We start from the raw sequence: 14,881 nt of genomic DNA on the forward strand, positions 1-14,881 counted from the left end.
CCCTCAAAGAATGTTGGACTGGCGGCCGTAGATCAGGCCATCGACTCCGACGGCATGGACTAAGTCGGTCTGGGTGTCGTACTCAAGCTTGATTCTTGGCAAGTCTTCCGTCGCTTGACCGCACACCATTTGTCCGTGGTTCTCGGGGTCAAAGATCGAGAAATGACAACCACACTTAAAGGTCCGACTGCCGGCGTCATAAGCCACGGGGCAGCCCATGTGGGTACACATCGAACTGTAGGCAACGATGTCAGCGTTGGGTCCCACGCCGCCGGGTACCGGTGCGCCCATACGGATCACGTAGCACGGCGAGCTTTCGTCCGGGTAACTGAAGCCGATGGCTTCGTTGACTGCCATGCCAGCTGATTTGCCGACATTTGCCTTAGGGTACGCCAGCGTGGTGCTGCCACCCGCCACCACTGGCACCGCCGCCTGGGCAGTGTGAATGGGTATGACCACCGCACCCACTGCGGCTGCGGCGCTACCGCTGGACTTCAAAAAGAAACGCCGACTAAGTTTTACGTCTTCCATGCTGTCTCCTGCTTATTAATAATTGATCCGACTGTTTATTGCAAACTACGTGCCAGACTCAATTTTGTTAAAAATCAATAAGTTAGACAGGTGGTCAAAATTTGTTGGGTTGATTTGGTAACATATTCTCAAAAATTAAGTTACTTTTTCGTAACAGCAAGGAGACAAAGCCATGAATCGAAGACACGGTATTCAGGCGCTGCTAGCAACCGCTGTCTCCGCCATCACGGGGCCAGTGGCGGCTTCGGCTGCGCGATTACGCATCGGATTGACGTCCGTCATACTTGCCGACCAGGTGGCCTTCCTGTCACGCTGGGAGCGTTATCTTTCGTCCAATGTCGGGTGCGAAGTGAGTTTTGTGGCCCGAGAGTCGTACCAGGCCATCCTTGATTTGCTTTTTTCCGGGCAAATTGATGCAGCGTGGATTTGCGGCTACCCCTATATTCGGTACGAAAGCGACTTGTCCTTGTTGGCAGTGCCACTTTATGAAGGTGAACCCGTTTACCAGGCCTATTTAATTCGCTCTCGGCAACTTGACGTCGCCATCAAGCAATGGAGCGACTTGCGGGGCAAAGTTCTGGCTTACTCCGATCCGCTGTCCAACTCTGGTTGGCTCGTGGCCCAGGTGCAACTTGCCTTGGCTGGAGTTCGGGAACGCGATCTGAAGCGCGTCTTCTTTGCGCACGGTCATCGTAACGTCGCAGAAGCAGTTGCGGCGAGGTTGGCACAGGCCGGATCCATTGACGGCTATGTTTGGGAGACCATGCGCCAACAAGGTATGGCGGCCATCGCACAGACCGAGGTAGTCTGGAAATCAGAACGCCATGGTTTCCCGCCATTGGTGACGCTGCGCAACACCGCACACCCGTTTCGACCCCAATTGCAGCAAGCCGTGTTGTCGATGTCGAATGATGGAGTTGGGCAAGCCCTGTTACACGACCTTAACTTGACTGGTTTTACTGCAGGCAGCCCAGACCTTTTTGACTCGATCCGCCGGCAAGCCCAGACCGTGCCGGGCAGCGGCGTGGGGGCCTGATGCTGCGGCGCTTTCCGTACCGGGTACAAATACCACTCGGTCTCTCTTTGGCAGTGCTGATGACTGCGCTGCTGGTGACTGCGGTCTCAGCCCGTATGTCCGCCAGCACCGCGCGGCGAGAAACACTGGCCATGCTAGATCGGGCCGTGGTGCTTTTGGTGGCCCAAGCGCGTCCTTTGTTGGTAGGCGACGACACTTGGCGCACGTTCACCCTGTTGCGCGACACGGTGGGTCTGATTCCTGGTGCGGCCACAGGCCATACTCGGCTGGCCGTGCTCGACACCGAGGGGCGGGTTTTTGCTGCTTCGGAGCCGGTTCAGCTTGAAATCGGACGCACATTGCTAGGATCCGACTGGCATGGGCAGCGATTAATGAGCGCATCTAACCTCAGAACCAGGCAGCAACTGGCGTTGAACAATGGTGCCGTCATATTGCTGGAGCCGATTCGCAGCGAAGATGGCCAAAGCTTGGGCTATGTCTTCATGGAAGTGGAGGCACCTGTGTTCGAGCCCGATTGGCTCGCCCTGGCTAAAACCGCCTTGATTGGCATCACGCTTGCCGTGATGCTGTTGGCACCCGCCGGTTGGTGGGTCGGCCGACGCATGACTCGCCCAGTGGAGCGACTGGTCAAGGTGATTGAGCGGGTTGGTCGTGAAGCACCCAATCGCCTGCGCAATGAAGTGCCTCAAACCACCGACCCTGAACTGCGCCGCATTGGCGGGGCCGTGCTGCAATTGATGAGCGAGCTCGAACAGCGTGAGAAGGCCGAGGCACGGGCCTTGTCAGCACAGCGCCTGGCCACCGTGGGCAGAATGACTGCTGCCGTCGCACATGAAATCAATAATCCGCTGGCTGGTCTGATCACTGCCACCCAGACCCTGCGTCTGCATGGTGACTCAGAACCCATCCGATTAAGTACAGTCGATTTACTGGAGCGAGGGCTGCAGCAAATTAGAACCACCGTAGCCGCCCTGTTGCCGCAGGCGCGCCGGGAAGACCGTGCGCTGGAGCCGGGCGACTTGGACGACATAGTGACCCTGGTTCGGACCACGGCGGTCCGGCAACATATCACGCTCACGACACGCTTGGAAGTCGAATCAGCCCTGCGGGTACCCTCAGCGCCGCTGCGTCAGGTGATGCTCAACATGCTGCTCAATGCACTCGGTGCGGCCGGTGAGCATGGACGGATCGAGGCCGTACTGAAAGCCGATGCCGAGTCAGTGCATTTTTCTGTATTGAACACCGGTACTCCCCTCAGCTCTGAAAAATTCAACACCACACTGGACACTGAAAGCGGGCAAGACCCACGCGGCTTTGGTCTGTGGGTGTGCCAGGAATTGGCAAGCCACTTTCGAGGCGGATTTAATCTCGACGAGACAACCGACAGCGGGACCCGACTGGTGTTTTGGCTACCCAATCGGGAGCCTTTGGAGAAAGAAACGTGAAACGTATTTTGCTGATTGAAGATGATCCGATCATGGGCGAGTCGCTGGTGCAGCGACTTGAACTCGAAGGCTTGCAGGTTCAGTGGTGCCACAGCCTGGGTCAGGCCCAGTTAGAGGTGACAAAGGATCACGCTGCCATCATCAGCGATGTGCGGCTGCCTGATGGGCTGGCCACAGACTGGTTCGTGCAGTTGCCCGCGAGCATCCGTTCAGTGCCATGGTTTTTTCTCACCGGTTATGGCAGCGTCAACGATGCTGTGCTAGCGGTGAGGGGCGGCGCCAGGGAATACCTGACCAAACCATTTGATATTGAAAAACTGCTTGAATTGGTACAAAACGCAGTGGCCAATCGACCACTTCCAACGCCAGAAGTGGTGTTAGGTATTTCACCCGCCATGCGTCGGGTGGAGGCCCTGGTGGTGAAAGTATCACAGCAAAAAGTTTCCGTTTTGCTCAATGGGGAATCCGGTGTTGGCAAAGAGGTTGCCGCACAACTGATTCACCGGCTTGACCCGCGGCCTGACAAGGGTGAGTTTGTGGCAGTGAACTGCGCTGCCATTCCAGAGACCCTGTTGGAGGCAGAGTTCTTTGGCTATGAAAAAGGGGCTTTTAGCGGTGCGGGACGACAACATCGTGGCTATCTTGAACGCGCTGATCACGGCACACTTTTTTTGGATGAAGTGGGGGACTTGCCAGCCAACATGCAAGCCAAATTGTTGCGTGCGCTGCAGGAAAAATGTTTTTTTAGGCTCGGCTCCGAACGCACCACACACAGCGACTTCCGCGTGGTGGCGGCCACTAACCGGGACCTCTATGCCGACATGACGGCCGGTCGGTTTCGTGAAGACCTGTTTTACCGGCTCGCAGTCATCCGCATCAATTTGCCGCCGCTTCGGGAGCGACCCGAAGATATTCGCTGGCTAACCGAACGTCTGCTGGCCACTATGGTGATAGAACAGAGCCGGCCACTGGCCATGTCAGAAGTCTTTATGCGCGACATCATGGGGCGCGACTGGCGTGGCAATGTGCGTGAGTTGCGCTCTTACCTGGAACAGGCGGTCGTCATGAGCGACGCAGGCATTCTGGATGAACCGCTGCCCGACCATCCGCACAACCGCGGCCCAATCCCTGCGCCGCCGACGGAAGCCATCATTCCTTTGCAGGCCATGGTGGAAGACGCAGAGCGTGTGCACATCCGTAAGGCCTTGAACCGGTGCGAAGGCAGCGTCGGCAAGACCGCAGAGTTGCTCGCCATCTCGCGCAAGACATTGTGGGAAAAAATGAAACGACTGGCGATCAGCGCCTGAAGACAAAAGGCCGAGTGCCTGCAATTAACGTGTGGCAGCGTGCGCCAGCACAAAATCTACCATCGACGCCGCATCCGCCAGGTCGAGCTGAGCCGGAGCCGTCGCCTGTGCGCTGGCTGCCAAGAGGGTATCGCTGGCAATCGCCACAATGCCCGGCCAGTCGGGCCACAAGGTAGGCTTGCCTACCGACTCGCGCCAGACTTCCAGCTTCGGGAAGTTGCCGTTCTTGAAGCCTTCAACCAGGACCAGGTCACAGTGCTGCATCCGGTCAAGCAAATAGTCCAGCGACGGCTCGGGCGCCCCACGCAGCTCGTGCATCAGGGCCCAACGGTCGTTGCCCAGCAACAGCACTTCCTTGCAACCCGATTCACGCAGGCGGTAAGAGTCTTTGCCGGGTCGGTCGATGTCGATATTTTTGTGGCTGTGCTTGATGAGAGACACCACCAGACCGCGCGCGGCGATGGCGGGCACCAGTCGCTCCAGCAGCGTGGTCTTGCCCATGCCGGAATGCCCTGCGACGCCAAAAATCTTCATGACGGGCTGAGCATTTCTCGCTGTCGGCAGCTTGGGCAGGTCATCAGTGCCTCGCGTCCGCCCTTGGCCATGACCGGGTGATCCTTGAGGCGTGCCAGGCTGGACGCCAGCAGGCGTCGACTGACAAACGGTGTGCCGCATGAAGTGCAGGCCAACTGTTCATCTTGTTGCAACACGGTGCGTGTCATATTTGCCAAGGTCTGCGGCGCAAACCGGGCCTGTAACGAAAGGGCTTCTTCCGGGCAACCTACAACACACAAACCGCACTGCACGCAGGCACTCTCTTGAAACACGAGTTGCTGCGTCTTTGCATCGACCGCCTTCAGCGCGCTTGTGGGACACAGGTTGACGCAGGCAAAACACAGCGTGCAGCGTTGCGCGTTCACGCGGACCTGACCAAAGGACGAGCCCGCAGGTAACACAGCCGTCGTTTCGGCACCGACGGACGCACCCAACAGCCTCACGTCATCAATCCACGCCAATCGCTTGTAGCGCGCCCACGAAGGAGACGCAGAAGGCCTGGACACGGGTCGCCTCCCGTTGCTGGCGGACTCCAGTTCATTCTGTCCCCTTGCCCCAAGCGGCTCGGCTCCATATTCATCGAGCCATCGTGCCAAGTCACGCTCCTGAAGCCAAACAAGGCGATCACGCGCCAGTCCCAACGTTGGCAACGCGGCATGCATCTGCAACATGTGTGACTCAATGACGCTGCGCGACTTCGGCGACAACAACTCGTCAGCCACCAGCACCAAGGTACCTGCCCCGAGGGCCAAGGCCCGCAGCCAGAGCTCGTCGCCAAACGCCGGTAGCGGGTCAACCACAAGCGACAGCACCCCTTGCTGGGCGATAGTGGCTTGGACGGACGCTGCAAGTTGACGTGAATGAACAATCAACACCGTCTTGGCCGTATCAGGATTACTCAAAGTCTGTTCCAAACGTCTGCCTAGCGCGTCTCGGGTCGGGAATTTAAAACTCAAGGCGCCCGTCGGGCAGGCCAATGTACAGGTGGCACAGCCCTGACAAAGGTAAGGATCAATACGAACCGTGTTGCCAGCAGATGCAATGGCCTGCACAGAGCAAACATCAAGGCAGCGAGTGCAGCCCTGAAAACCACTGACCCCATGGGCACACAAGTCGGTTTGGTAGGAAAGATACCGAGGTTTTGTGAATTTCCCAACCAGGGCCAGCATGGCCTCAAATGCAGCAGCTTGTTCCTTTGCGCCGCCCCCTGGAGCGAAATAGCCCAAAGGGGCCAGTTCCGACGTCCACAACGGTCGCCTACACAGATCGAGCACCATGTCGAAAAACCGGTTGGGGTTGGGGCTGGCCGCGCCAATGTCGCTCACTCCCGATGCAGATCGCACTTGGGCTTGAAAGGCACCCAGGTGACCCTGCACTGCGGTGACTTTCCGCCCCACTGTGGTCACATGCGAAGCAAAGGCACGCGCCTCTATGCCCGGTGCAAATACCACCGTGCGGTGATTGCGCGCGACGATTTCTGCGACTTCACCGACGCTGGCGTCGTCACCCAACACCAGAACGGTACCCAATGATTCGAACAGCACTGCTTCAGGTGAGACCGTGGCGCCAGTCGCAAGCGGTGTCAAGGCGGCCATACAGCCCGGTGCGGTCATGCTGGGGCACCTAGGGGCGCAGCATCCACTGGCAGTTCATGGGCCAGACAATGGGACACTTGATCGAGGTCGCTGCGGTCGAGCAAACAAGCTTGACTCAGCAGATTAAAAAGTGCGGCATAAAAAGGGGTTGCCGCCGCGTCACACAGTTGCCTGCAATGCGCCGGCACCCAAGTCAACAAATGTTCATCCAAAAATTTCATCTGGCGTGATAGCCACAACGCAGCCAAACCCGCGTCACGCTCTTGGTACGCCTGCATTTCACGGTAACCCAACAATGCCATGAAGCGCAGTTCGGCGCCCAGAAAATCAGGCGGACCGAGTTCGAGACTAAAGTCTTCCAGTCCCGCTTCTCGGTAGCATTCGATCACATCAAGCACCAGGTCACTGTTCATCTCCAAACCAAGCGCGACACTCTCGTAAGGCGCAGGTAACCCCTGCTTTTGCATGACGCCAGCGAGCAATCTGGTGCGATCGACGGCAAGCGGCGTCAATCCATCGGGCTGATTGCGCGCGCCAAGCAATGCCTTCAATAGCAAGGCAGATTCTGTCCCCAGCGGAGTTGTCGGATCGACATCTACCGCCGCGAGCACGGCTTGCAGTTCGTCCCACCAAACGGCCGTGGGCTGCTCCATCACAAGACGCGACAACAGCCACCAAGTGCTGCTGCGGCGCCCCGCAATCTGGGCCAGTTCTGCCAGTGTCATGTTTGGTGTCACCGAGCGGCGCCGTAAAAGGTCGGCTTTTTGGGTGTTTGATGGCATGTCAGACACTCTTTTCGATCGACGGGGCCTTCCCTGCCCTGGAACTCACCGGTTCGCACAAACAGGATGTCGTCTGCACCACCACCGTGGCAATCGCTGCATTCCAACTTCGCCTTGCTTTCATGAACAGCATGGTAGCGACCTTTTTCTGCCGTCGTGATGGTCTTGCCCGTCACCTTGGCAACCTTGACCGCTTTGGCCGGAATTGCGGCTTTCGCTGGCGCGACATCAGCTGCGAACACCAAACCGGCCGCCAATGACATACCCAACAGGGTCAGCATGAGCAGTTTTTTCATGATTTAGCTCCTTCTTCGAGCACGTAATACACCTGTGGGCCGGTGCCGAACTTGGTTTTCAACTGTTTTGCACCCGTGGCTTTGATACGTTTGGATATTTCGGAGTTCGGGTCATCCATGTCGCCAAACATCCGAGCTTGCACTGGGCACACCAAATCACAACTTGGCGTGTAAGCCTGATCTTTGCCGATACGATCGACTTTGCCATCGGCCACCGCCTGTTCAAGCTTGTGCGCGCAGAACGTGCACTTCTCTGCCACATTGGCTTTTTTGCGATGGGTTGGATGACGGTCGGCGTAATCGATGCCCTCAGCACCCAATTTCTCCTTGCCGGGTGCGAGTTGCGCCACCTGCTTATTGAGTTGCGGAACGCCGTAGGGACAAACCGCCGCGCAATAACCACAGCCAATGCATTTGTCGTAGTCGATCAGCACCACGCCAAAGGCGTTCTTGCTGATTGCCTTAGCACCCACGGAGTCGCAGGCAGCCTTGCAAGAAGGTTGTTCGCAATGCATGCAGCCCATGGGGTTGTACACCTTCTTCACCTGCGGGTAGGTCCCGACCTCGTATTCCACCATGACGTTCCATGGGGCCTCCGGAGTAAAGTGATTTTCAGTGGCGCAGGCCGCCAAGCAGGCACGGCAACCCATGCAGCGCTTTTGGTCGATAAGTCTTACGAGTTTGGTCATGATCTTTTTCTCCGGTTAGGCCTTATAGACTTTGCACTTGGTGTCGTTAAATGAGTTGTGGCCCGAGATCAGATCCGCGTGGTGCTCCAGAACCTCGTTGATGGCGGTCCCCTTTCTGCCGTCGGGGGAGTAGCCCTTGCTCCACTGTCCATAGTGGTAGGACACGGCAATCGTGTCGGGTCGAATGCCTTGCACCACCTGGGCCGTGCCATTGATCTTGCCCACCCGGGTTTCAAGGGTGACCGTATCGCCGCTCTTGATGCCCAACTTGGCCGCCGCGGTGACGTTCATCTGCACGTAGTTGGTGGCCGCGTCTGCGCCAATGGCCTGGTTCAAAATCGCGTTATTGACCGTGTTGCCGGACTGGTTGCGGAACATGCGCTTATGCGTGATGACGTAGAACGGGAAGTCCTTGGCCTCACGGTGCGGTGTCGGGAAGGCGTGGTCCTTGTTGGGCAGAGGCGAATAGGCAATCTTGTACTGCGCCAGATCAATCTTGCTCAGGTTGTTTTTCTTCGCTATGGCTTCCACCTTGTAATAGGTGTCAATCAGTTGATCGGCATAGAGCTTGATTTTGGCTTTACCGGGGCCCTTGAACTTGTCTTCCGCGCCCGACTGGTATTTGCTCTTTGTGTCTATTTTCTTGCCAATGAAACCCTGCTCCATGGCCACCGAGAAATCCTTCTTGGTCTTGTCGGCCCAAATCACTTCCACGCCTTCACGGGTGGTGTAGTCGCGGCCTGGCTGGAATTTGGTTTCCTTCAGACCCCAGGCTTTGTTGCATTCCTCGGCATACTTGTCGCGCAAGCCCAGGCGTTTCATCAACTCAGCCATGATGGTAAACGCGTCATGCGTCAGGTTGTAAGGATTGGTCATGGGTTGACGGATTGCCGTGTGACCCGTGTCCGTGGTGCCACGGGTTGGCGCGAAGTGCCACGACTCAAGGTAGGTCTTGTCTGGCAGCACGATATCGGCAAACCAGCACGTCTCGCTCATCACAATGTCGATCACCACATTGAAGGTCTTGGTCATGCCCTCAAACTGTTGGCCTGAATTGGGAATCGACATGGCGCGGTTGGTGCCATAGAAGATTTGCATCTCCGGGGTGTAAGCCAGGCCCCAGGCTTTGGGGTCCTGCACCGTCAAGTTCGTGTTCTGAGCGATGTGGTGATTGGAGTAGGGGTAGAACACACTTTGCGCCAAGTCAGAGCGTTTAGGTGGGTATTCGCAAACGCTGACGTCAAAGTATTGAGGACGGGCATACGCACCACCCACCAACATCAGGCCGCCTACGGCATCAATCGAGCCCACCAGCATGTTCAGGATCAAGCCGGTACGCCAGCCCTGCACGCCGTATTCCTTGGCCGACAGACCTCGGAACGAATACAGAACGGCCGGACGATAGCGCAGCTTGAGTCCATCTATCTCGATGGTTTCACCGATGCGCGCTTCCTTGGCAAACAACTTGGCCAGACGCACCGTGGTTGCGGCCGGCACACCCGCTACTTCTTCTGCATACTCTGGTGTCATGTCTTTCAAACTGTCGGCCAAAACCTGAAACGCCGTGCGCATGGGCTTGCCGTCGACCGTATAGTGGCCCTTGAGGGCAGGCTTCACCCCCACCACATAGGGCTTGGCAGAGTTGGTCACGGTGTCCCATACCAACGGTGTCTTGCCGTCTTTGTCTTTCAAGATGATGCCGGCCTCATCCACCAGTTGAGGTGAATTGGTGAATTCCACCAGGAAGGGCTCATCGAGCGTGTTGTCGTCTATCAGCACCTTGGCCATGGCCAGCAACATCACCGGGTCTTTGCCCGGTCGCACTGGCACCCATTCATCGGCCTTGGCCGCCACACCGGAAAGACGTGGTTCGACCACCACCACCTTCATGGCGTTGTGCTCGCGGCTCTGGACGGTTTGCCAATCCAGCCAGCGGGAGGCTTGCTCGCCTTCATGGTAGTTGGCGCCGAAATTGAGCAGTAGCTTGGAGTGTTTCAGGTCCGGCAAAATATTGGCACTGGCCCACGTCAACTCGTCTGCAACGTGGCGGGCCGCTTCGCAAGCGGTGGTGCGGTGCACCATGTTCGGTGTGCCGTAAGCCTTGGTAAATGCGGTGCAGTATTGCTCCTGAATCAGGTACTTGCCCTGGCCGTGTTGCCAGACCAGCTTGGAAGGGTTGTCCGCCTTGATCGCTTTGAGCTTGTCGGTGACCGTGGTGAAAGCCTCCTCCCAACTGATTTCGACCCAGCCCGGATCTTCATTGCGGCCTTTTTTCGGATTGGTACGTTTGAGCGGTTTTTTCAGGCGGTATGGATCATAGGTATTGAACATACCCGAGGCGCCCTTGGGGCAGATGCCATGGTTGTAAACGTCGGCACGCGCTGCATCAGGGTAGATTGTTCGAATGACACCGTTGACGACAGTGGCGTCGATGCCGCAGAAGTTCGGGCAAATGGCACAGCCGGACTTGATGTGTTTAACTTCTGGCACTGCGCGGGCTACCGCTTTGCCTTTGGCGGCGGGCTTGGCCGCTTTGACGGCCTGGGCAACAGCGTCCAGGCTGACGCCCGCTGCCGCGCCGAGAGCGCCCATGCCTTGGATAAATCCTCTTCGAGCAAGTTTCACTGTGCATCTCCTGTTAAAAAATACGTCTGCAATTACTTTGAACGAGGATCTATTTGCAAGCATCGTGCCAATGCTCGCCGTCTTGCGCGGTGGCCGTTGTGTTACCTCTTGGTAACGAGTGGTTGACGCCGATGGGTTGCGCGTCCCTTGTGTGGACCAAGCCGAGCGTCTGGTCAAGCAGAGCATTGACGTTCACAAAATCAGCAGTCGTTAAAATCCGCATTGTTTTCAAGGCATTGGCCAGACGTGCCGGGCCATTGAAGTCGTCTGAAAATCAGGGCGCTACCGTTTGGTAACCTGGAAACCGCCAAAACCGTGCAAAGTTACCGTTTGGTAACGAGGAAGCAGGATGCCGAAATTTCTCAAAGTTATGCTCATCTCGCTCTGGCTTGGTGTGTGGTGCATGGGCGCACAAGGCGCACGGGAATCACGGACTATTCGCGTCGCCATGACACCCGCTTTTCTGCACGACCAACATGCCTTGCTCGCCGAATGGCGGGACTACCTCAAATTTCGATTGAACCGCCCGGTTGAGTTTGTGCAGCGCGATCGTTACCGAGACACGATGGACCTGCTGCAACAGCAAAAGGTGGAGTTCGCCTGGATTTGTGACTACCCCTACGTGGCCTTGAAAAAGGACGTCCGGCTACTGGCAGTGGCGCTTAATGAGGGCAAGCCCACTTACCGCTCCTATTTGATTGTGCCCACACGCGACACCCGCACGCGCAGCATCGGTGATCTCAAAGGCAGTGTATTTGCCTACGCCGACCCCTATTCGAACACCGGCTATCTTTCTCCGCGTTTTGAGATCAAGCGCAGCGGCGCGGACCCAGCAACTTATTTCAGACGGACGTTTTTCACCTGGTCGCACCGCAAGGCCATTGATGCGGTGGCCGCAGGGCTGGCTCAGGGTGCATCGGTCGACAGTTTCGTCTGGGATGCACTGAGCAAAGTGCGGCCAGACATTACCGCCAAAACGCGCATCGCCTGGAAGTCAGAGGAATACGGTTTTCCGCCGTTGGTCGCCCAGAGCCATGTACCAGAGGCCGATTTTCTCCTCATGCAAGACGTGCTGCTAAACATGAAGAACGACGCGCACGGCCGCTCGCTGCTCGCCCGACTGAACCTGACTGGCTTCATCGCCGGGTCGCCCAAGCTCTACGACAGCGTGGCCGAGATGATGAGGCTGTTTGGCGAACGCTGATGCGCCTGTTCGATTTGAGTCTGCGTTTCAAGCTGCCTCTCTGGGGCGGCGGATTGATCTTGGCAACGGCGCTCGCTGTGTCAACCTCGTTCGTCGTGCAGGCATGGGACAACCTGAATCACGATCTTCTTCAAAACGCCGAAGACATCGGGCGCACCATGGCCCCTTCCCTTTTTCCGGCAATCCTTCACGACAACGTTTGGGGTGCCTTCGAAATCGTCTCTCTACCCTTCTCGGCAAACCCGGAAACTGCACTTTATGAGAGTCTGATCGTCGTTGACAACGATAAAAAAATTTATGTTTCATCCCGCCCGCAGGAGCATCCGGTGCTCAGTGAATTGGCTCGACTGGGCCCGGAGTATCAAACCCTCAGCGAGGACCTCCCGCTAGCGCCAGATGCCGGCATTTTTACTGTCTCCATGCGTGGTGCGCAACGAATTTTCGTCGCCGTGCCAATCGCCAATGACGGCGTGCGACTCGGCACCTTGATCGTCTCCTACAACAAGTCCCTGCTCTGGCAACGTTTTCAGATCGTTCTAGTACGCTCCATTTGGATCACATTACTGGCATTGGCAGTGCTTCTGCCTATTACAGCTTACTGGGGGCGCCGCATGATGCTGCCTATGCGATTGGTGACAGAGCGCATCAGCCGCATCGGCAGCGGCGACCTTGAAGCCCTTGACCCGGCGCTCTACCCCTACAAGGACGAAGTAGGACAACTTTTTTTGGCCTACGAAACCGTCCTCACCAAATTGCGCGAAAAGGCCGAATTCGAAAAAGAAATGCTCAAGAGCGAGCGCATGGCCGCGGTCGGGCGCCTGACGGCCAGCATTGCGCACGAAATCAACAACCCCTTGGGCGGTATGCTCAACGCCATCAGCACCCTCAAGCGCCACGGCAACCCGGACCCGGTCACCCAAAAGACGGTCTCATTGCTGGAGCGCGGCCTCTCGCAGATTCGAGAAACCGTCGCTGCACTATTAGTCGAGGCCAAAGTGAAGAGCCGCCCCCTTGACGCCGCCGATCTTGAAGACATCCACATTCTGGTTACCCCAGCAGCCAACAAGCAGGGCGCACATCTGTCTTGGGTGGCGGCGCTGCCACACGCACTGTCGCTGCCCTCGACGCTGGTACGCCAGATGCTCATCAACTTACTGCTTAATGCCATTACGGCTGCCGGTCGGGACGGGTTGGTGGCGGTACGGATATTGGCCAGCGAGTCGCAATTGGTAATGGTCGTGGAGAACAGTGGTCGACCACTATTGCCAGAACAATTGGCACGTTTGTTTGAGCCATTTACCAGCTTTTCGGAGAGCGGCAACGGTCTGGGTCTTTGGATTTGTTACCAGATCGTCACACAACTGGGCGGTACCATCAGTGCCGAATCGAACACTGAATTGACCCGCTTCACCATCCTCATTCCATTGAACCCCCAAAGCGATGCAAACCCAACGCAAAATTTGCCTGATTGAAGACGATGACATCATGGGCGAATCGCTCGCTGATCGCTTCGACCTGGAAGGGTTCAGCCATGATTGGCATCGTACCGGCGCGGCCGCCCTGACCGCCTTGCGCCTGAGAGACTATGCCTTGGTCATCAGCGACATCCGCCTGCCCGACATGACAGGCGATGTGCTGTTTGAACAACTCCTGACGGAACAACGCAGCCTGCCACCGTTCATCTTCATAACCGGACATGGCGACATCGACACCGCCGTGCGCCTGCTCAAACGCGGCGCGCAGGATTACATCACCAAGCCCTTCGACCTTGATGCCTTGATTGACAAGATTCACGGCATCGTCGCACCGGAGGATGCGTCAGGGACCGGCAGCCTGGGGTGTTCGCCGGTCATGCGCCAGATCGAAGCCATGCTGCCTCGGTTGGCCGCGAGCGCCGCCTCGGTACTGATCACCGGTGAATCCGGCGTTGGTAAGGAGCGTGTGGCGCAAGCGCTGCACCAGTTGACCGGCGCCGACAAGCCCTTTATTGCGGTCAACTGCGGCGCGCTGACCGAAAGCCTATTGGAAGCCGAACTCTTTGGTTACGAAAAAGGCGCTTTCACAGGTGCAGTCCGCACAAAAAAGGGCGTTTTCGAGCAGGCGCATGGCGGCACATTGTTACTTGATGAAATAGGTGACATGCCTCTATCTATGCAGGTCAAGCTGCTACGCGCGCTGCAGGAGCGCTGCATCGTACGGGTCGGTGGAGAAACCCCGATTCCAGTTGATATCCGCCTGGTCTGCGCCACGCATCAAGTGCTGCAGGAAGCGGTAATCCGGGGCGATTTTCGCGAAGACCTGTATTACCGGATCAATGTGGTCGAACTGCGCATCCCGCCACTACGCGAACGCAGCGAGGACATTCTGCCGATTGCCCAGCACTTGCTGGCAGAGATTGCCGACGCCAGTGGCAAGCCACCCCCCGGTCTGACGCCAGCAGCCGAACATGCGATCAAGGCCTACCGCTGGCCCGGCAACATTCGGGAACTCAAAAACACTCTGGAGCGCGCCAGCTTGATGAGCGACGGCCGCTCGATTTCGCATGACATTCTGTTCGACCGCCCCGCGCCGCCATTGAGCGGGCAGCTCGATATGGCGGGCAGCCTGCGCGACTATTTGAATGAATGCGAGCGTGACTTTATCGTGCACGCACTCGACGGCTGCCAATGGCAGATTCAATGCTGCGCGGACTCATTGGGCATTAGCCGTAAAAACCTGTGGGAGAAAATGCGCAAGCTGGAGATCGTCAAAGGCAGCGATGCGGATTAGGCGCGCAGTTGCACCGCGCCCTTTGGATACTGCAAATTAGATAGATT

Annotated in this window: 13 protein-coding genes; 6 read left to right on the forward strand and 7 right to left on the reverse strand. The window is 57.2% G+C overall.

Annotated features, from left to right (window positions below):
• Positions 1-3 precede the first annotated feature (3 nt).
• Complete coding sequence (locus RFER_RS15630; protein ID WP_011465358.1) at positions 4-531, reverse strand: arsenate reductase (azurin) small subunit; 528 nt, start codon at positions 529-531, stop codon at positions 4-6.
• 172 nt (positions 532-703) lie between these two features.
• Here RFER_RS15630 and RFER_RS15635 point away from each other — a divergent pair, with 172 nt between their 5' ends.
• From RFER_RS15635 to RFER_RS15645, 3 genes are read left to right on the forward strand one after another with little or no spacing between them, the layout of a single operon-like run.
• On the forward strand, positions 704-1,567 hold the full coding sequence (locus tag RFER_RS15635; RefSeq protein ID WP_011465359.1) for a PhnD/SsuA/transferrin family substrate-binding protein: 864 nt from the start codon (positions 704-706) through the stop codon (positions 1,565-1,567).
• Between the two features lie 59 nt (positions 1,568-1,626).
• Complete coding sequence (locus RFER_RS15640; RefSeq protein WP_244095733.1) at positions 1,627-3,012, forward strand: sensor histidine kinase; 1,386 nt, start codon at positions 1,627-1,629, stop codon at positions 3,010-3,012.
• A complete protein-coding gene (locus RFER_RS15645; RefSeq protein ID WP_011465361.1) occupies positions 3,009-4,319 on the forward strand; it encodes a sigma-54-dependent transcriptional regulator in 1,311 nt (436 codons plus the stop codon). Before RFER_RS15640 ends, RFER_RS15645 begins: the two co-directional genes overlap by 4 nt.
• 24 nt (positions 4,320-4,343) lie before the next feature.
• On the opposite strand, the gene mobB is transcribed toward RFER_RS15645, so the two are convergent.
• The 6 genes from mobB to RFER_RS15675 form a co-directional block, all read right to left on the reverse strand.
• On the reverse strand, positions 4,344-4,853 hold the full coding sequence (gene mobB / locus RFER_RS15650; RefSeq protein ID WP_011465362.1) for a molybdopterin-guanine dinucleotide biosynthesis protein B: 510 nt from the start codon (positions 4,851-4,853) through the stop codon (positions 4,344-4,346).
• The gene (locus tag RFER_RS15655) at positions 4,850-6,487 is read right to left on the reverse strand and encodes a 4Fe-4S dicluster domain-containing protein (protein ID WP_011465363.1); all 1,638 of its coding nucleotides are present in this window, start codon (positions 6,485-6,487) and stop codon (positions 4,850-4,852) included. The genes mobB and RFER_RS15655 overlap by 4 nt, the downstream gene beginning before the upstream one ends.
• Positions 6,484-7,122 (reverse strand): TorD/DmsD family molecular chaperone, encoded by a 639-nt coding sequence (locus RFER_RS15660; protein WP_166485742.1) that lies wholly within the window; start codon positions 7,120-7,122, stop codon positions 6,484-6,486. The genes RFER_RS15655 and RFER_RS15660 overlap by 4 nt, the downstream gene beginning before the upstream one ends.
• Positions 7,123-7,202: 80 nt before the next feature.
• Positions 7,203-7,547, reverse strand: coding sequence for a hypothetical protein (locus RFER_RS15665; RefSeq protein WP_011465365.1), 345 nt, complete (start codon positions 7,545-7,547; stop codon positions 7,203-7,205).
• Positions 7,544-8,236, reverse strand: a complete 693-nt coding sequence (locus RFER_RS15670; RefSeq protein WP_011465366.1) for a 4Fe-4S dicluster domain-containing protein — start codon at positions 8,234-8,236, stop codon at positions 7,544-7,546. Before RFER_RS15670 ends, RFER_RS15665 begins: the two co-directional genes overlap by 4 nt.
• A gap of 15 nt (positions 8,237-8,251) precedes the next feature.
• Positions 8,252-10,861 carry a molybdopterin-containing oxidoreductase family protein gene (locus RFER_RS15675; RefSeq protein WP_244095734.1) on the reverse strand — a complete coding sequence of 870 codons (2,610 nt, stop codon included), beginning with the start codon at positions 10,859-10,861 and terminating at the stop codon, positions 8,252-8,254.
• Positions 10,862-11,210: 349 nt separating this feature from the next.
• Between RFER_RS15675 and RFER_RS15680 the strand changes: the two genes are divergently transcribed.
• Genes RFER_RS15680 through RFER_RS15690 form a run of 3 tightly spaced genes read left to right on the forward strand, consistent with a single transcriptional unit; the run spans position 11,211 to position 14,834 of the window.
• Positions 11,211-12,065: a PhnD/SsuA/transferrin family substrate-binding protein gene (locus RFER_RS15680; protein WP_011465368.1), complete on the forward strand. Its 855-nt coding sequence runs from the start codon at positions 11,211-11,213 to the stop codon at positions 12,063-12,065.
• Positions 12,065-13,537 (forward strand): sensor histidine kinase, encoded by a 1,473-nt coding sequence (locus tag RFER_RS15685; protein ID WP_011465369.1) that lies wholly within the window; start codon positions 12,065-12,067, stop codon positions 13,535-13,537. The genes RFER_RS15680 and RFER_RS15685 overlap by 1 nt, the downstream gene beginning before the upstream one ends.
• The gene (locus RFER_RS15690) at positions 13,506-14,834 is read left to right on the forward strand and encodes a sigma-54-dependent transcriptional regulator (protein WP_041790869.1); all 1,329 of its coding nucleotides are present in this window, start codon (positions 13,506-13,508) and stop codon (positions 14,832-14,834) included. Before RFER_RS15685 ends, RFER_RS15690 begins: the two co-directional genes overlap by 32 nt.
• The last annotated feature ends 47 nt before the right edge of the window (positions 14,835-14,881 follow it).

Origin of the sequence: Rhodoferax ferrireducens T118, assembly GCF_000013605.1 — a bacterium.
Classification (GTDB): Bacteria; Pseudomonadota; Gammaproteobacteria; order Burkholderiales; family Burkholderiaceae_C; genus Rhodoferax; species Rhodoferax ferrireducens.